The 18,438-nt window shown below is 57.4% G+C and carries 11 protein-coding genes and 5 pseudogenes; 4 read left to right on the forward strand and 12 right to left on the reverse strand.

Annotated features, from left to right (window positions below; translation table 11 throughout):
* The first annotated feature begins 550 nt into the window (after window positions 1–550).
* Window positions 551–1,855 (forward strand): annotated as a pseudogene (gene hisD / locus NMG46_RS21590) (histidinol dehydrogenase).
* A 475-nt stretch (window positions 1,856–2,330) separates the two neighbouring features.
* Here the strand turns inward: hisD and NMG46_RS21595 are convergent.
* The 3 genes and pseudogenes from NMG46_RS21595 to NMG46_RS21605 form a co-directional block, all read right to left on the reverse strand.
* Complete coding sequence (locus tag NMG46_RS21595; RefSeq protein WP_254819564.1) at window positions 2,331–3,278, reverse strand: hypothetical protein; 948 nt, start codon at window positions 3,276–3,278, stop codon at window positions 2,331–2,333.
* A gap of 830 nt (window positions 3,279–4,108) precedes the next feature.
* Window positions 4,109–5,344: an acetyl-CoA carboxylase biotin carboxylase subunit family protein gene (locus NMG46_RS21600; RefSeq protein WP_254819565.1), complete on the reverse strand. Its 1,236-nt coding sequence runs from the start codon at window positions 5,342–5,344 to the stop codon at window positions 4,109–4,111.
* A 677-nt stretch (window positions 5,345–6,021) separates the two neighbouring features.
* Window positions 6,022–6,276 (reverse strand): annotated as a pseudogene (locus tag NMG46_RS21605) (IS3 family transposase); the annotation flags it as partial.
* Window positions 6,277–6,543: 267 nt separating this feature from the next.
* On the opposite strand from NMG46_RS21605, the gene NMG46_RS21610 reads away from it, so the two are divergent.
* Window positions 6,544–7,764, forward strand: a complete 1,221-nt coding sequence (locus tag NMG46_RS21610; RefSeq protein WP_254819566.1) for an acetyl-CoA carboxylase biotin carboxylase subunit family protein — start codon at window positions 6,544–6,546, stop codon at window positions 7,762–7,764.
* A gap of 250 nt (window positions 7,765–8,014) precedes the next feature.
* Here NMG46_RS21610 and NMG46_RS21615 read toward each other — a convergent pair whose 3' ends face one another.
* Window positions 8,015–8,467: an amidase family protein gene (locus tag NMG46_RS21615; RefSeq protein WP_254819567.1), complete on the reverse strand. Its 453-nt coding sequence runs from the start codon at window positions 8,465–8,467 to the stop codon at window positions 8,015–8,017.
* Window positions 8,468–8,631: 164 nt separating this feature from the next.
* On the opposite strand from NMG46_RS21615, the pseudogene NMG46_RS21620 reads away from it, so the two are divergent.
* Window positions 8,632–8,862: pseudogene (locus tag NMG46_RS21620) on the forward strand (transposase); the annotation flags it as partial.
* On the opposite strand, the pseudogene NMG46_RS21625 reads toward NMG46_RS21620, so the two are convergent.
* A pseudogene (locus NMG46_RS21625) lies at window positions 8,862–8,977 on the reverse strand (IS3 family transposase); the annotation flags it as partial. The pseudogenes NMG46_RS21620 and NMG46_RS21625 overlap by 1 nt on opposite strands.
* Window positions 8,978–9,184: 207 nt before the next feature.
* Here NMG46_RS21625 and NMG46_RS21630 point away from each other — a divergent pair.
* Window positions 9,185–10,157 (forward strand): IS630 family transposase gene (locus NMG46_RS21630; RefSeq protein ID WP_254819603.1). Its coding sequence is split into 2 segments (ribosomal slippage): window positions 9,185–9,544 and window positions 9,546–10,157, totalling 972 coding nucleotides; the frame shifts between segments, so codons are not numbered across the junction.
* Window positions 10,158–10,261: 104 nt separating this feature from the next.
* On the opposite strand, the gene NMG46_RS21635 is transcribed toward NMG46_RS21630, so the two are convergent.
* The 7 genes and pseudogenes from NMG46_RS21635 to NMG46_RS21665 all read right to left on the reverse strand — a co-directional run bounded on the left by NMG46_RS21635 (window position 10,262) and on the right by NMG46_RS21665 (window position 18,401).
* Window positions 10,262–11,095 carry a CoA ester lyase gene (locus tag NMG46_RS21635; protein ID WP_254819568.1) on the reverse strand — a complete coding sequence of 278 codons (834 nt, stop codon included), beginning with the start codon at window positions 11,093–11,095 and terminating at the stop codon, window positions 10,262–10,264.
* A gap of 132 nt (window positions 11,096–11,227) precedes the next feature.
* A complete protein-coding gene (locus tag NMG46_RS21640; protein ID WP_254819555.1) occupies window positions 11,228–12,379 on the reverse strand; it encodes a CaiB/BaiF CoA-transferase family protein in 1,152 nt (383 codons plus the stop codon).
* Window positions 12,380–12,393: 14 nt separating this feature from the next.
* Window positions 12,394–12,516: pseudogene (locus NMG46_RS21645) on the reverse strand (hypothetical protein); the annotation flags it as partial.
* A gap of 466 nt (window positions 12,517–12,982) precedes the next feature.
* Window positions 12,983–14,152, reverse strand: a complete 1,170-nt coding sequence (locus NMG46_RS21650; protein ID WP_254819569.1) for a Xaa-Pro peptidase family protein — start codon at window positions 14,150–14,152, stop codon at window positions 12,983–12,985.
* 537 nt (window positions 14,153–14,689) lie between these two features.
* Window positions 14,690–15,433, reverse strand: coding sequence for a hypothetical protein (locus tag NMG46_RS21655; protein ID WP_254819570.1), 744 nt, complete (start codon window positions 15,431–15,433; stop codon window positions 14,690–14,692).
* 173 nt (window positions 15,434–15,606) lie between these two features.
* Entirely contained in the window at window positions 15,607–17,382 is a 1,776-nt protein-coding gene (locus tag NMG46_RS21660; RefSeq protein WP_254819571.1) for an ABC transporter permease subunit, read from the reverse strand.
* Between the two features lie 20 nt (window positions 17,383–17,402).
* On the reverse strand, window positions 17,403–18,401 hold the full coding sequence (locus tag NMG46_RS21665) for an ABC transporter ATP-binding protein (protein ID WP_254819604.1): 999 nt from the start codon (window positions 18,399–18,401) through the stop codon (window positions 17,403–17,405).
* Window positions 18,402–18,438 lie beyond the last annotated feature (37 nt).

Here is an 18,438-nt window from a genome sequence, read left to right on the forward strand (position 1 = left end):
AACCGTACCAAGAGAACCATGCCAGCTTCTTGCGCTGCATGAGTGAACTCCTCGCCGCTCTCCGCCCTAGGCAAATACCGTTGTGTAGCATGAGCAATTGGCGGTTCGGATGATCGAGCCCTATAACCCGGTATGAAATTCAACCTTTCCAATCTCAACGAGGCGACTGACTTGTAAAATGGGGAATACGGGAGCCTTGAATGTAGATCGGAGAAAAAGCTCGTGAGCGTCGTACCCAGAGCGTCCAATACGGCCCCCAAAGTGTTCGATCGACGGGCTCATTTTATCTCGCTCAGTGAGCGAGATTGCCGAATGAGATATGCCTGAACGAGCCGCCAACTCTCTAATACCTAGTCCCGCCGGCGACGTAGTTCTCGCAGTTTGTTCCCAATTTTCGGGCATTTCTAAGTTCCCCACATTACTCTAACGGCCGACCACGAAACTACTCAGAACGTCATATTGGTGATTATAGTGAACCTATGGGTCGCTGGGAATTGCCGATCGGCTCCTGGTTGCGCGATCTTGGCCAATTATCCACGAGGAGGTTTTCATGATGCCGCGTCTTGTAGCGCTGAAAAGCAGATCCATCCACATCAAGCAACCCGCACGAGACGCCATCTTGGACATGGCCCCACTCGAGAAAACCGTCAAGGACACAATTGCGAACGTTCGCCAGCGCGGGGATGCCGCGGTTCGCGAGATTACTCCCTCACCTTCGATCACGCTGAGATCGCCAACTTCGAAGTTACTCAAGAAGAGAAGCTGCGGGCCGTCGCCGATCTTGACCCTCAGACCTGTGAAGATACCGAGTTCGCTATCGCGAACGTCCGCCGCTTTGCTGAGGCGCAGCTGGCTACGATCCTTCCGCTCGAAATCGAGAGCCTCCCAGGCCTTCACCTCGGTCACCGCGTCATACCGATTGAGACAGTGGGCTGCTACGTCCCCGGCGGTCGATACCCGCTCCTCTCGGCTCCCGTCGTGACGATTGTTCCGGCGAAGGTCGCCGGCTGTGACCAGGTCATCGCCTACCTTCCACCGACCGCCCATCCCGCAATGATCGCTGGTTGTCATCTCGCTGGTGCTGGCCGCATCTTCCGCGTTGGCGGAGCCCAGGCAATTGCCGCCATGGCGTACGGCACCGAGACGATTCCTGCAGTGGACAAGATCGTCGGCCCAGGCAACGCCTTGTTAACCAAGCAAATCGCCAGGTATTTGGTCAGGTCGGCATCGACCAACTGGCTGGGCCGAGCGAAATCTTTGTCATCGCTGACAAAACCGCTAATGCAGCAATGATTGCTGCCGACCTCCTGGCGCAAGCCGAGCACGACGTCCGCACACGTGTTGGCGTCGTAACAACGGACCGCAGCCTTGCCGAAAACATCTTTAAGGAGGTCGAGAGGCGATTGGAAAACCTCCCCATGGCGCCGGGGGCGAGCGCTGCATGGAAGGATTATGGTGAGATTACAGTTGTTGAAGACGAAGATTCGATGAAGCCTACGCAGACTACATCGCTACAGAGCACTTGCAGATTCACACTCGCGATCCTCACACAATCGCGAAAAAGCTTCGGAAATACGGCTCGCTCTTCATCGGTGAACTGGCCAGCGTCGTTTTCTCCGACAAGTGCTGCGGGACGAACCACACTCTACCGACGATGGCCGCGGCTCGCTACACCGGTGGCCTCCGGGTAGGATCGTATCTCAAGATTGCCACCCACCAGTGGCTGGACGAGCATGGAGTTGCCGCCGTGGCTCCGACGGCCGTTCGCCAGAGTGCAACGGAAAAACTGGAAGGCCATCGTCGCGCCGCTGCATTGCGTCTCAGCCCTAAAGCTTCCCGCAGCAGCGTGATTTGATCTTCCCAGGTCCCCGCAAGGGCCGCCGGGCTCCCTGCCGGCCTTATTTTTCTCCGACGGGCGAAGAAATAGCTCGATACCTGATGTAAGGAATGCTCCGGGAGCCGGCTTCAAAATGCGAATTGCTGCGGTTCGGATTCCGTGTGAGGATGAATGCCGCGAAAAGCGCTATCGGTACCTCGAGCCGTCGCGGACAGGGGCTGGTTGGCAGGTGCTGCGATATCGCCAGTGCGCCAAACACTCTACCCATTCGCACCAACGAGCCGAATGGAGGCGATCCGCTGTGGAAACCGCGATCCTTGATCGCATGCTTCATTGGACCCTGATCGCCACCCACGATGACGCTACCGGCTTTGCTCGGGACCAAGGAAACCGCCAAGCAATGAGAGGTGTATCAAATACACGTCGCTTGACACCAGCACCAGGATCACTGATTGCATGAACAGTCGTGTCATCACGCGTGTATTTAGGCGGCTCAGTCAGAGGGATGGATCTGCATGGTCCGAAGTGAATTTGCTATATCGGAACACAAGGCTGGGACTTGCGAAGCCAGACCCTCGTTGTTTCTATCGATGAATGCGAGGAACTCCTTGTCGTACATAGTCACATAGTCAAGCCCTCTGACCCCAACGCTAGACAGCACTGGAATTGACGAAAGATCCACTATTGCGCGGGGTTCCAACTGCAGAAGTGCATTCCGGAGAATTGCTTCGTATTCATTGTTGACATCGCTGGTTGCGATCAAAACAATGGACCGAGGTTCACGTGCGGACCCCATCTCTGCCGGGCGCATAAGCGAAAATTCTATGTCGGTCCAGGGGCGGAGACGTCTGCGAAGATTTTTGGGCTTTCGTGTTACGACTACCGTTGAACGGAATGGCTCTCCAACACCACTCCTGATCAATTCGCGACCCAGCATACCCGCTCCGATCATGTAGAGGCGATCACGTACCTCTCCAGCCTGAAATCGATCAGCTATGATGTCTCGGACGATCTGATCGTAGTTGAACGATGCGATGAACCGCTGTCGCTCGCGCGAGGCACGACCTACATCAATAGCCAACTGAACAATCTGGTAGATCGGACGGTTTGAATCAAGAATGCTCGCAGCCTTCGCGAGTTGATCGCAGATAAAATTCTCACCCAGGATCTGGGAGTGAGCTCCGGATGCTATCTCTGCGAGACGCTGTGTAATAGCGATAGAACCTTCCACTTTCTTGTATGAAAAATTTGAGAATACCGTACCAACAAGATTTCTTACCGCGATCTCCTCGCCGTAGATTTCAACTCGTAGGCAGGTACTTACCAGGAGAACTCCCCTTCCCGCGATGTCGATCGCAAGCCGTTTTATTTTCGCCGAATGCTTAGCCATTGCCAAAGGCGAGGTCATCGTGTGATCGACGTAAATACCGAGGTGTCTCATTGTCCCCTCCTGAAGTTTAGTCTTAAAGTTTTACGAGAACAACTGGTGTCCCAGAGCTTTCCCATCAAGCTTCGTGCCGCGAGATGCGCCGTCAGCCATCGTCCTGCTTCTGAATGCCAGGCGCAGGGCAAAGACGGATCTCGTACAAACCTAAGATATTGTTTCCTTGTCCGGACGTAATTTCCGTTGGCATCTCCGCCGCCTCGCGACCCAGACAGCAGCAAAGGCCATGCCAGGTCCGGATAAGATCGCGGCTGAACTGTTTTCCATATAATTCAAGAGTTCATGAGAGTGCGGCGGCGGGGCGCCGAGCTGTCTACTACCTGTCGCGGACCCGACACCCGACAATTCTTCTTGCGCATCGTCAGCCTACCTAGATGGGCGCGAACACCGGCGCGAACTAAAGCAGGTTTCGGCTTTTGGCAGCTTCGCAGAAGTACGGCGACTGGGTCTCGCGTCGAATCACCCGCCGGATCGTTTCCCTTTCGGCGGCGTGGTTCACGACAGAGACAATAGTTCAGTCCGACTCGTTGCGGGGGAAGTCGCCGTGGGTGCCTGCGCAGTTTAAACTAAGCGCCCGCGGTCGGGTTATTTGTTACCAATGTTCGGCTCGGATGCGGGTGCGACCATCCGGGACAGACGCACGCTCACGGATCTCTCTCCTGTTGCTTCGAAAGTTCGGAGCCAAAAGACCAGGCCACGGGCATGTCTAGATGACTAAAAAAGGCTCCATACCGACTCCGGGTAAAGGAAGTTTAGGAATTATACCCCCCGACCAGCAACACCTTTTTCCGGAACGCCTATGCTGGTGAAGCTATCCCCAACCATGCCTATTCGCCAGAAAGTGGAAGTGGCGTAATCGACCAATCGATTTGGTCGATGGCCTGCTGAATTATGGCCTCGGTCCGGGTACGATCTGGTGAAGTAGCGATGACATGTCCAATCACGTCTCCGAAATCGCCTTTCCTGACGATCGGAGTCCTTGGCCCAACATAAAATTTTACCTCGACGATTCCCGGTACAGCGGCCGCCCGACTGGCGCCCTCGATCCGATCGAGGAAGCCATCACGATCAGAAACTAGGAACCTAGCGGCCGAAGTGTGCGAATGCGTTGCGTGCAGATCGGCTCGGACGCCAATTGCAAGTTTGATATGTTCGTTGATGATGTCGACGCCGTAAGCCAGCTCAACCAGCCGAGGTGTGGTCCAACCCGGAAGACGAGCATTGACTTCGATTACAAGTGGCCCACGGTTCGTCCACCGGACTTCAATGTTACCTGGTCCCCAACCAAGGCCGAGAGCTCTCAAGCAACTCAGCGAAACTTCGGTGATACTCCCATGCTCCTCATCATCCAGCGGGGCGGGAAACATGCTCGCGCAAGGGACAAAGTGCGGTGGCCGGTCGAAGTCGGCGGCGCCAACTGCAATGACTGCGTCTCCCATCGTAACAACATCATAGAATGGGCCTTCTGCAAATTCTTCCACGAGTATCTTCGGTGAACGCTGCGATCGGTACGCTCCCTCTAACATATATTTTGCATGCTTTACTAACTCATCCATATCGCGACACAATCGGACACCGCGACTACCGCTACCTTCGGCTGGCTTAAGGATCACCGGTAGGCCGATCTCTGTGGCCGAGCTTTCTACCTCCATCGCATTTGCTGCCAACCGGTAAGCAGGCACTGGAACGCCGGCCTGCGCGAGAAATTGGCGTTGAGTGAATTTGTCGCTACATCGTGCAATCGATACTGGCTTTGGTCCCGGTAGCTCAAAACGCCGGCAGAGTTTGGCAACCGTCAGATAGAGTGATTCATCGAGGCCTGCAAAACCCGTAATACCAGCAATACCATAGGTCGCATCCAGCTTAGAGCATAAGTGTATTAGCTCATCGAAATCGTCGGTGTCCGCCCGGATAGCTTTGATACCTTCTGACGCAAGGTAGTCGTACTGAGTCGGATTAGCTGCCAGCGTAATTGGACGTAGTCCAAGACGCTGGGCCGCTTGAACGTATAGCAGCCCATTAATCTTATGACCTTCAAGGAGGATAAGCGCTCTCGTTGGCATTGCGCTGTTGGCCTTTCATAGCGTGTGGTGCGGCTCTGAGCGCAAATCGCTGTGCATTTCAGAGCATGCGTGCTTTCTATGGTTCCCGGCCCAAACAGGATACTACCCTATCTGATAGTTGACGTACCCTAGGTCCGCCCACGCTATCTTGGCTCTCGTAGGATCTCTCTTTCTGCGGTCGTAGGGTCGCTTCGTGCGAGCACCGCAACAGCCAAATACAGGCCGCCCGCCGTTCCTTCTTCCAACCGCCTGTTTCCCGGCCAAGCGGGAGAGCAGTCCATCCATAATGGACAGTTTTAAAGTCGGACTCATATTTTGCAAATCTCTGCGACTTTGGAGCCGGCCGACAAATTGCCTGTGCCATATCCGCATTAGCCTACCGACCCGGCATCTAATTAGAAGAGAGATAGCCTTGCGCGCGGATGCGCTGCGAGTGCGGATCCGTATTTGTCGTGTTGCCCCGCGAGCTCCCTGTTCGTGATCAACGATGGATGGAACCGTGTGTATTTGTTAAATGGACATACCCGCCGAGGGTTGTATCGTTGCTTGACCCCAAGAGATCAATGCTGCGCAATAAGCTGAGGAGGTCACCAGCAAGGAACTCACCCGTGGTGATCGAGCGACCGACAATGCCGCGGCCGTCGCTGAAGTGCTGTCACCCTAAGTTATCGGGTCTGCTTTCCCGGCGCGTTGTAGTGCCATTCTACGCGATGATCCTTCGATCGGGTCAAGATGACGTTCGTCGGCATGCCGCACCGGCGATAAGGTGAAGTCCCGGGCTGCCCGCCGACCGGAGATCAAGGTGTCCGGGATCGCGGCAAAGGCATTCGAAGCGTCACGCCGTCGACGATGTTCAGCACCTGGAACCGCCGCGCGCAGGCGAACTGGCCATGAACGAAGTCCAGCAACCGGCGCTCGTTCGGCTTCGCTTCCCAACGATCAGGTCTCAGCGTCCGACCTGTCGCATAAATGTCATGTGCAGTTAGAGCCACGGAGATTCATTCAGACGCTCCATGCGCGCTGATTATTATTCATGCGCTGTAACAGATCCTTCAAATGAATTTAGCAGTATCTTTGCCAATGCAGAGAACTGGCTATGCTACGTTCACCGCAAAGGTCTGAGGTCTGGAACACCGAAAAAGTTATGCCGGCTATGCAGAGACCTGCTGCACAGCAATCAACGCGGGAGTCAACACCAAATGACACGAAGAGCGCTCATATTGTTCGACGGCGGAAGTAATATTCAGCGATACGTCGAAGCGTCCAAGGTTCTTGACCTTCATCCAATTATCCTAACGGCTGATCCCGATCGGTACGACTATTTTGCAGCGGAAAAGGTTCAAGCAATCCAAGTCGACACAGGCGATTTGGATGCGCTGATTCGCGTATGTTGCCAACTGCGAGCGACCTATGACATTGCTGGCATTACAGCCGGCCTGGAGTCAGTGTATGCGACAGTTGGCAAGCTCTGCCGGTACTTCGATCTACCCGGACCGAACCCCGCATCGATTGAACGATGCTGCGACAAATTCACTCAACGTCAACTCCTTGGGGAGGCCAGCGTCCCAATACCGGACTATCGCTTGGCAGCGAATGCGGCGGAGGTTGAACGCGCGGCCGCGGAGATCGGGTTGCCGGCGGTTCTTAAGCCGGCTGTAGGCAGCGGCAGCATCGGCGTCCGATTGTGCCGCAATGCCGATGAGTTAGCCGAACATACAACCCATCTGTTGGGGGAGAGGCAGATGTGGCGGTCTTCGCCGAGGATACTTGTCGAAGAGTTCGCACAAGGCCCACTATATAGCGCTGACATAATGGGAAATGAACTCATTGGGATTTGTGCCGCTGAATTCGGGCTCCCGCCGCATTTCGTCTTTCGTGGTTACACACATCCGGCCCAGCTGACCTATGAGGAGCATGAGCGCATCGCCAATGTTTCGCTAAGCTGTTCGCAAGCTCTCGGCCTCGGCTGGGGGCCATGGTTCGTCGAACTCCGGTGGACGAAGCGCGGACCAGTCGTCATTGAAGTCAATCCCCGTCTCGCGGGTGTGCCCGATCCTCGGCTGGTTCAGCTAGCTTACGGAGTCGATATGGTTACGGAGCACATCAAGATTGCTATCGGCGAAGAATGGGATTTGCGCAAAAGATATTCTCATACTGCGGGCGTGCGGTTCCTGATCGCAGAACGCGATGGCACCTTGGATTGGAGTGGCGACACTGATGCGGCTGCTGTACCAGGCGTCACTGAGGTCGAATTGTATCTTGAACCCAAGGTGCCGATCGTCAGAAAAGGCGATTATCGAGACATCATTGGGCATGTCATCGCTGCTTCACCCAGCTTTGCACAGACCGAGGAGATACTTGAGCGTGCCGTCAACTTGATTAGGTGGTCAGTTTCACCGTTTCCGCGCCTTTGCGAATAAGGAGAATTAAAAGCCCTCATCTCCGCGGCGCCGTCGGAGCTGGCGCGACAGATGATTTTGCCAAATATTGGCGAACTCCAGAGCAAGGAAGTAGCAGGTCAATGACCTCCAAGGGTGGTACGTGCGCCTCTAGAAGTTGGCGAGCCGGGCGATCACTGTGGTCCGTTGCGCTGAACTCAGCCCGTTCAGCTTCTGCGGGGCTGGGGTTCTCATCGAGGGCGCCGCCAGCGGGTGCTGCCTTACAGAGAGTTCATAGTGGAGGGGTGGACCACCCGTTCGTCCGCATTAAACCCGTAGCTCGTTTTGCCAAGCGGGAGATAAAGTTCGTCCGCACTTGCCGCGAGAGAACGACCTGGCCACCACGAGACGCCCGCCCGAGGGGACGCGAGGCGTGAACATTTGGTCCTATTGAGGGCCGCCAGCAAACACAGGCGGCTGTCGCCCTGCCCAGGGAATCGCCTCTTCCAGGTCGCGGGCGACACGAACAAGTTGCCTCCTCACCGAAGCGCCCCACAATCTGAACGCCGATGGGCAGACCGTCCTCGCCTTGGAATAACGGCACTGAGACGGATGGGTGACCGGTGACGTTGAAGATGTGCATATACTGGTGCATTGCCACGTCGGCGCCATGTAGAAAATCTTCAACCGTGAGGTTCTCGTCAAGGGTCGAATATGTCCCGTGGGGAAATGCCGTAAGGGGCATTGTGGGAGTCACGAGAAGTCGAAGTTCTTGATAGCTTCACCCACCTCGGCGCGAAACTTGCGATCGCTTTGGAATACTTCCCCCGCGTAGGTGAGGGTGGTCTGCCCCCTGAAAAGTGGTCCTCCCTAATGTATGGCTTTTCGAGCCGATGGAGGACTGAAGAAATGGCCAGAAAGAGACACGCTGCGGAAGAGATCGTCACGAAGCTTCGGCAGGTTGATGTGCTGAGTTCGCAGGGCAAATCGGTCGCGGAAGCGGCCCGATCGATAGGTGTGACGGAAGTAACATATTACCGTTGGCGGTCGGAATACGGGGGCCTGAAGGGCGACCAGGTTAAGCGGCTGAAAGAACTTGAGACGGAGAATTCCCGGCTTCGGCGCGCCGTCTCCGACCTCCGTCGTTCGGGAACGCCAAGTTCAGCAACAACATGATCCACGCAGGCACGGCGACGCGCGGGGCTTAGAAGTTTCCCCGCGCAGCTTTCGCAAGGATCATCTTGTCCAGCGTCAGGCGCCGCATCACAGCGATGCTGCACCGTGCTGGCTGGGTGATGAACGTCAAACGGGTCGAGCGGATCGTACGTAACATGCTCGCGCAAGGCGGCCCTCGCCGGAGGCGATAGCGAGGCTGCGCTCTTAAGATCGTCCTTACGAGCGTAGTTAGCAGCACAGCATGAGCCATGTGACGTTATTGACCGGGCCGGAGCGGCGGCGTCGGCTGGATTGGAGGCCAGCATCTGATGACGCGACCTTTTCCAACGATCTTCGCGAGCGGGTTGTGGCGGCGGTTTTGAGTGGTGGTGAAAGCCGCCGGTCTGCCGCCAAACGGTTCGGCATTTCGGTTTCGGCCGCGGTGAAGCTGTTGCAGCGTCATGGGACGACCGGCTCGGTGGCACCGGGCAAGATGGGTGGACACCGCAAGAGAGTGCTTGAGCCGCACCGTGCCTTCATCGAGGCGCGTATACGTGAGACGCCGCATCTGACGCTGCATGGTCTTAAGGATGAGTTGGCTGGCCGTGGGGTGAAGGTTTCCCACAACGCGGTGTGGCTGTTCCTGCGCCGCGAGGGCCTGAGCTTCAAAAAAAACGCTGTTCGCCCTTGAGCTGGTGCGCGCTGATGTTGCCCGCAGGCGTCGGCGATGGCGATCTTGGCAGGCGGGCCTCGATCCACAGTGCCTGGTCTTCATCGATGAGACCTGGATCAAGACCAACATGGCTCCGCTGCGAGGTTGGGGGCCGAAGGGCAAGCGGCTGCGCGGCTTGGCTCCGCACGGCCACTGGCGCACGCTGACCTTCCTTGGCGCGCTGCGCTGGGATCGGCTCGCGGCACCCTGCGTCTTCAACGGACCAATCAACGGCCAATGCTTTCGCGCCTATGTAGAACAGCAACTCGTAGCCGTGCTGAAGCCAGGCGACATAGTCGTCTTGGACAATCTGGGAAGTCATAAGTCGGTGGCCATCAGGCAAATGATCAAGGCTGCCGGCGCCAGGCTTTGGTACCTGCCGCCCTACTCTCCGGACCTCAATCCGATCGAACACGCCTTCGCTAAGATCAAACACTGGATGCGCCAGGCTCAGAAACGAACCGTCGAGGATACGTGGCGCCACATCGGACACCTCGTCGAAACCATCGAGGCTGCCGAATGCAAGAACTACTTCGCAAACGCAGGCTACGCTTCCGTCAAAACGTGAAAGGCTCTAGTTCCAAAACAGCCTGTCCGGCCACTGATTGAAGGCTCAGTTGTTGCTGACGAGAGCTAGGATCTCGTGGGCGCGCCGCACCACTGGCGGATCTATCATTTTGCCATAGAACGAGAATGCAGAGAGGCCGCGCGTTGCGGCATCATTTTCTGCCGCGACGACCTTATGGCCCACTCGAGTTCCTGGGCGCTTGGCGAGAAAGTCTCATTGAATATGGCCACCTGTGTCGGATGGATCGCCAAGGCTCCGGCAAAGCCAAGCCGCCGCGCATGTACCGCGGTTTCACGCAGTTTATGCGTGTCCCAGAACTCGCCGATGCTTCCTATGAAGCCAAGCGGGATCAAGCCGGCCGCACGGGCGGCAAACAGAACAGAAAGGTTCGGCGCCAACAGTAGGTCGAACTCCGGGGCACCGCCAACAGCGGCACTGAAATCTTCAGGACCGAGCGCCATTGCGACCATCCTTGGATGCGCCGACGCAATGGCCGCAAGCTCTTGCAAGGCGCCCGGAGTCTCGATCTGAGCGAGGAACCGGATACGTCCCGGCGCAAGATTTCTTTCCCTTTCAAGTTCTGAAACCGCATTCGCGATCTCTCGTACCCACTCTGCCGAATCCGTCTTCGGAAGAACAAGCGCGTCAACACCCGCTATCACTGCTGCGTCAAGATCGACCCCCAAAGCGCGCAAACCATGATTAACGCGGACCAAAACAGATGCGCCTTTCCGGCCCACCTTGGCCACGCATTCAGGAAGCTGCCGCCGTGCTTCTCCCTTCTGATCCTGGGGAACGGAACCCTCGAGGTCGAGTATGACGCCATCCGCACCCCGCTCATGGGCCGTCTCCACAAAGCGCGGTACGTGAGTGGGTACGAAGAGCAGGGATCTCCAGCGTAGAGCGGTTTCAACTGACGGAAGGGTGTCCGCGATCATTGAGTCACCTCTGCAATCAATCTTAGCGAGCGTGACGGCAGTGGGCTTGCTGGATGGCCGACGCGCTGAGATGATCCGAGGTACACAGGCTTTTCGCAAACCGCGAGCGCACTCCCTTACTCAGATGCGCGCTCACGCTGACGCGGCTCTGTCGCGCAAAAGCCCCAGAACCTCCTCGCGGACGGCCTCAGTATGTGCGCCAAGAGCTGGAACCGAGCGCAGCAAGGGGTGCTCCGAGTTGAAAATCGCAGCTGGCGCTATCGTCTCGACGGTTCCTTCGGGTGTGCCAACCTCCACCCTGCGAATGTGTGGATGCCTTGATACATCCACCACCTCGTTCAGCCGGCCATATGCAAGGCCGGCCGCCTCAAGCTCCTGCATCGCTTGGTGGCAGGATAGTTCGGAAAACCGGCGTTCAATGATGTCGTCAAGCTGCGCACGGTGACTGAGACGCTCCATATTATCAGCAAACCCAGATGCGCGTGTAAGCTCCGGCTGCTTCAGGAATTTCTCGCAGAAATTTACCCATTCACGGTCACTCTGAACCGAAAAGATAACCTCTTTACCATCGGCACAACGATAGGTCCCATACGGCGCCAGCGACGGGTGTTTCACACCCGCGCGTACCGTATGGTAGCCGCTGTAGTCGTGTTGCAGAACTGGAACATTCATCCAATCGGCGACGGCATCAAACAGTGACACTTGGATGCTTGTCCCTTCGCCGGTGACCTCGCGGTGATAAAGGGCCTGAAGAATGGCACTATGCGCTGTCATGCCCGCCGAGATGTCGCAAACCGAGACCCCTACACGCGCGGCCCCTTGTTGGTTGCCGGTGATCGCGCATAGACCTGTCTCAGCCTGGACGATGAGATCATAGGCCTTCAAATGGGAATACGGACCTGTCTCCCCGAAACCAGAGATGTCGCAGGTGATCAGCCGCGGAAAGCGTCGACGGAGATCCGCGGACCCGAAACCCAGTTTTTCGATGCTGCCCGGCTTCAGATTCTGGATAAAGACGTCGGCAACGGCAACAAGCGTGTTTAGGACGGCGCGGTCCGCCTCCGATCTCAGGTCCAGGCACACCGACTCCTTACCCCGGTTGAGCCAGACGAAGTAAGCGCTTTGTCCCCGCACCAACTTGTCGTAGTCGCGGGCAAAGTCTCCTTCGGGCCTTTCGACCTTGATGACACGTGCGCCGGCGTCAGCAAGACGAGAAGATGCGTAAGGCGCGGCCACTGCCTGCTCCACGGCTACGACAGTGATCCCCTCAAGAGAGTTCTGCATGCGACACCGTGTTTTCATCCAACGTTTTCATTTTGATCCCGACGACGGTTCAGCATCGCCAGCAAACGGTTTTGTTCATTCCCAACAATCGAGAATGCCTCGTCGAAACCCATTCCGGGCTTTGCAAGCATCATGTCGAAGGGATTTGCCACGCGATGATCGACGCCAACGAGAAAGGCGAAGACGTAAGTTCGGCGATCGACCGCACGGTGCATTGGCGCGAGTTCGTCAGAAGCGTGCAGGCCGTCGACAGGCTGATCGCCCCGGATGTTGTCGACGGCAAGACCGACCTGCTCTCGCGCTATCCGACGGCCGGGAAGATGGCGCCGGATTTTCTTTCGACTTTCGTGTTCCGCGGCCACTCCGTGGCAGCCAATCTCTTGCGGGCTCTGGCGACGATCACCGATCTCTATCGGATGGGCAAGCGTCACCAAGATCATCAAGGATGAGGCAGTCAAACCGATCGAGCCGGTTGGGCATTTCGGGGAGAACCAGGTCACGTCGGGCTGCCTGCAATTTCTGGACAAGATGGGTGGTACGGGTGGTGAACAGGACGCGAGGGGCAGACCGTGAGAGCTTGGTCGAGGCAGTTGGATCGCGGGCTCAGCTCAGCACGAAAAGTTCCCTTGGTGCCTTTGTGAGCACCTCGACGCCGGAATCGGTCACGCGAATGCTTTCGCTGAGCACGTAGCCGAAGTCTTCCTCAACCCAGGAACCGAGATGCATGTGGAAGGTCATGTTAGGCTGGAGCACCGTGGTATCCCCCAGTTTGAGGCTCGTCGTCCTCTCCGTCCACTGAATTCCGATGGCATATCCAGCGCGCGACCGCTTTGTAAACCCGTGCTTCTCGGTCGTGCTGTGGATCGCCATGGCCACCTCGCCGCTGACGGCGCCGGCTCGAATCGCATTCAGCCCCGCCTCAAGGCCGGCACGCTGCGCTTCATGGATGCGCAGCAGGCGGTCGGAGGGTTTGCCGAGGGAATAGGTCCGGCAGATCGGGGCGGTGTAGTCATGCCGAACGCCGGCGATCTCGAGATTGACCTGGGAACCTTCCCGGAGGGTGTCCTCGCTCCAGGTGGTATGCGGGTTTCCAATTCGCGACGTGGCGCACAGAAAGGGCGTCGCGATCCATGTTCCAACCTTGCCGTTCGCTCCGCGCGCAAGCGTTCCCACAATCTCGGCGATGGCATCGGCCTCCCGCAGGCCGGGGCGCATGACTTCCGCGGCCCTAAGGACACCGGCGTCTGAAATCGCGGCTGCCTCACGCATGACTGCAATCTCCAGCTCGGACTTGAGCGTGCGTATGCGGGTGACCACGTTCGAGAAATCCTCGATGCGTGCCTGCGGCAGCCGGCTTTTAAACTTTTGCGCTGAGTCGACCGTGAGGTCGCACATCTCAAACCCGATTCCACTTGGCCCGAGTCCTTGGTCCAGCAGGAAATCGATTACCGCGTCATAGCCGTTCTTGTCGGGGTTCGCCATCATCTCTTCGGAGTAGCCAATTATGCTGTCGCGTTCCATGAACGTCTCCTGCACGGCCGCCGCGACGTCCATCCAGCGCAGAACGAAGACCGGCTCTTCTCGGGAGGCAAGAACCAGGACCCCACGCGTGTCATAAGAGTGGGCAACTGATCCCGTGAGGTATGTAATATGCGCATTTTCGGTGATCACAACCGCGGCGATATCACGCTCCGCCATTTTCGTTTTGACTGCGGCGAGCCTGCGCAAATATTCCGAGCGTGGGAACACCTGAGGACCTTTAACGACTTCCATAAATGACTCCCTTGGACTTGTTTGATGTGGTTCGAGCCTGGAATTGCTCGGTTGGCACTTGCCTTAACTCAACCATCGTTCGCCGGACAGCTTCCGTCAAATGCCGTTCGTATATTGTCTTTATCTAGAAGCGAGATGGAGCTACTGCCTGCAATGGTCCGGTGTGGTCGACGGCCTCGGCTTCCGGCGTTGCAATTATGCCATGTGTGGCCGGCTGAAGGACACACAAGGGAGAGCGGTTTGTTGAAAGCGCGTCCAAATTCGGTCTCAGTAACGCCAAGCGCGGTCTGACAGCGGCTTGGGATTATAATGAAGGATGCTGCTACATCCTTGGAGAGTTGCGGCGAAGAGGGAGACGTATTCTTTGCATTTGCGCCGTTCCGCCCGATAGATCGAACCTTGCGCGACAGGCCGTCGGTGGAGACGGCCGCTGGCACTTGAGAGCAATAACCCCCAGTTCTGATGGGGGTTATTGGCTGGAGCAGCGGGTTTCGTGCCAAGCCAGAATGACAGTGTCTCCCCACTGTCGCGATAGCCTCAGGCGATCGACGCCAGCGTCATGCGGTAGAGGTTCCCTAGGTCGTAGGTGGGCAGCCCTGTGATGCGTCGGATGGCCGGCGCCACCGCCGGAAACCCCGTACACTCAAACAGCAATGCTGCGATCTCCGGATGGGCGGCGCGCAGCCGCATCAGGCAGGCGGTGACATCTGCCTCAAGATCGGAGTCCCTGTATGGCGGCGGGGAAACCTTCATCTCATCCCGCGACCAATGCTTCATCACGTTCTGGAACCACTGGCCGTCTTCGATTCCGCCAATAGCAACCCTCGAGCGGTCCGCTGGATCGTCGAGCCCGAGCAGATCATGGGTGCAATGCCTCGAGTCGGCGGTTACGACGGCGAGTTTGGCGGTCCGCGGCAGTTGGCGTAGCAATGTCGGCGCTAGAAGCAGGCTCGACATCACCACGGGTACATTCACCGACGCGGCCACCGCCTCTTGATGGCGGATGAAGAAGCCGCAGTCCGAGGTTATGACCACGGCGCCTCTCTCAACCGCCCGACGGGCGGCTGCAATGCAGGCCAATTCCAGCGCCGGATTGCCACAGATGACGTCATTCGCCCAAGCTCCCGCGACCGTCTCCGTGACGATGGGAAAATCGTACGTCGTCGGTTGTTGCATCGAGCCCGTCACGCCGGTTACCGATGGAAACGTGTCGAGCGACCGTCTGGATTCGCGTTGTTCAAGTAGCAGGAGTCCGAGAGAGCTTGAGGTCTGTGATGACATGGACGAAATCTCCTCTAGCAGCCCGTATTTGTCCCGACACCTGGTAGTAGAGCTATAACGGGCTAACCTTCGCCGATACACGCTGATCTTTGATGTTGATGCCGCAATGACAGTGACCGTTCCTGACTGTTTCCGAAGCGGTCCATTGTTTGAGGATGCCTGATACACGTATCTTAAGCCGCGACGTCCGGCAGCGCGCGCTTGCCCGCCGGACTAGGCCGCAAGCCCGATAAATAGAGGACGATTAAACCGAACACTGGCACAAGGATCATTAGAGACGCCACTGCAGCAATTGTCGGGTCGATCTGATGGCGAATACCCTCCCACATCTTCAGAGGCAGGGTGCGGATCGCAAGTCCGCCTACCAGCGATGTAACGACGATCTCATCGAAGGAACTGAGGAACGCGAACACGGCACCGCCGATTATGCCCGGCCGTATCAGCGGTAGCGTTACCCTTACAAAGGTCTGCAACGGCCCGGCCCGCATGCTCTTCGCCGCCTGCTCCAGCCGCGGATCAAAATTCGCCAGCGTAGCAGCGACGATCACGACGACATAGCCGATAGCGCCGATGCTATGCGCCAGGACGATGCCGGTCATTGAGCCGAGCAGTCCGAGTTTGAGCAGCCCGAGATAGGCCGCGATACCGACAACGATAACCGGAAAGGTAATCGGCGTCAGGATAACCAAGGTCAGGAAGCTGCGCAGCCGCGGAAGGGTGCGGTTGATGCCGTAGGCCGCAAGCGTGCCGACGATGGTTGATAGGATGGCAACCACAACGCCGATCTTTATGCTGATCCAGGCGGCGTCGTACCAGGATGGATCGCCAAAGAAGGAACGGTACCACTGCAGTGAAAGGCCGGGGGGTGGGAATTCCAAAAAACTCCCCGCGCTGAACGACATGATGACGACCAGGAGTTCCGGCAACAGCAGGTAGAACATGACGAGCACTACGAACACCGTGCCGACGATGTTCGACCAGCGGCTGTCACTGCCCGCCCGGTAGAGCTGTGCCTTCCAACGCTTCGCCCGAAGGGGAGTGAGAAGCTCGCTCACACGGCGTTTCATCAAGTCGAATGGCCGGCTCCGCCAAGAATTTCGCGTGGATTGCGCCGTACGGCCCTGCGTACCGGAAAGGTCGAGACCGAATATCGAGAGCACGACGACGGCGAGCCCCAGTAGGACAAACGCCGCGGCGGAAACGCGCGCCATATTAAAGGACGTTTGGACCTGCGACGCGATGAAGGTTGATAGCATGGCGTCTCCTATCCCGCCGAGGGCGGCCGGCGTGATGTAGAAGCCGAGGCAGATAACAAAGACCAACAGGCAGCCACTTCGCACACCCGGAATGCTGAGCGGGAAGAAAATGCGCCAAAAGGTGTCAAAAGGCCGGGCACCCATGCTCCGCCCCGCTGCCATCAGTGACCTGTCAATCCCCATCATGACGCTGATCAGAGGCAAGATCATCAAGGGCAGCATTATGTGCACCATCCCGATATAGAGGGCAATGCGGCTGTATATGAGCGGCAGCGGACTGGAGATAAGCCCGAGATCGAGCAACAGATTGTTGATCAGCCCGCGATCGCCAAGAATCACGACCCATGCATAGGTCCGCACTAATCCACTTGTTAAATAGGGAATGATCACAAGAACGATGAGCGTCGTGCGTAGGCGCTTCGACGCGGCCACCATCAAATAGGCCGCAGGATACCCGATGACGAGACAGATGGCGGTAGCTACTGCGCTAATCTCCGCGGTCTGATAGAGCACACGGATATTTGCCGGTTGGCCAAAAAAGGCCTGATAATTAACGAGCGAGAAGACCGGCGCATTGAGGCTACTCAGGAACAGCAGGATGATCGGCATCCCGAATACTACGAGTAGGACGGCGAAAGCCGGCATTGTGAGGACGGTGGGCATTCGGCCCAGTTTCTGAAAAAACATCTTCATCCCGGGTACCCTCTCTACGCTCACGCCGCGACGAAGCGGACGTCCGAACGCAGCCAGTCGAGGCGTACCTCATCGCCAGGACGGAAGATCTGTTTTCCCGAGGCGGAATGCTCGCGCACGACGAGCACATTATTTCCGACGCGCAGATGGTATTTCCGCAACGGGCCGCAATAGATCATTTCTTCGACGACTCCGGTGACGAACTGTCGTTGATCCGCATCGGCGCGCCTCGGAGCCGCGGTAGCGGCGATGAAGATTCGCTCCGGACGGATCATGGGCACGGCACCGGACGGCGGCGTGGCATCGGCTTCGACCTTGAAACCAGGATTTTCGAGGACGTTGGCCTCGCCTAGAAAATTCGCAACGAACTGCGTGGCGGGACGGTCGTAGAGCGCCTCCGGCGTGTCGGTCTGCTCGATCCGCCCGGCGCGCATGACTACAATGCGGTCCGATAGTGTGAGCGCCTCCTCCTGGTCATGCGTGACACAGATTGTGGTGATGCCGAACTCTTTGTGCAGACTTTTCATCTCGATCTGCATCTGCTCACGAAGATTACGGTCGAGTGCACCGAGCGGTTCGTCGAGCAGCAGAAACGGTGGATCCGCGATCAGCGCTCGGGCAAGCGCTACGCGCTGCTGCTGACCGCCGCTCAGTTGCGAGGGCATGCGGCCGCCAAAGTCCTCGAGGTGCACGCGCTCAAGCATGCGATCTATCCGCTGTGCCCTTTCGGCCGCCTTTATTCCACGCATTTCGAGAGGAAATTCCAGATTCCGGCGCACCGTGAGGTGCGGAAACAACGCATAGCTCTGAAAGAAGATGCCCTGGTCGCGCCTATAAGACGGTACTGCGGCCACGGAGTTGCCGGCGATCAGGATATCCCCGTGGGTGGGCGCGACGAAGCCGGCCAGTAGCATTAGCGCTGTGGTTTTCCCCGAACCGCTTGGGCCAAGAATGGTCAAGAATTCACCACGACGAACTGTGAGCGTTAAATCCTTGACCGCCGGGAGCGTCCCATACATCTTCGTGACATTTCGAAATTCAATCTGCGCCGGAACA

Origin of the sequence: Mesorhizobium sp. LMG 17147, from assembly GCF_024297145.1 — a bacterium.
Taxonomy (GTDB): domain Bacteria; phylum Pseudomonadota; class Alphaproteobacteria; order Rhizobiales; family Rhizobiaceae; genus Mesorhizobium.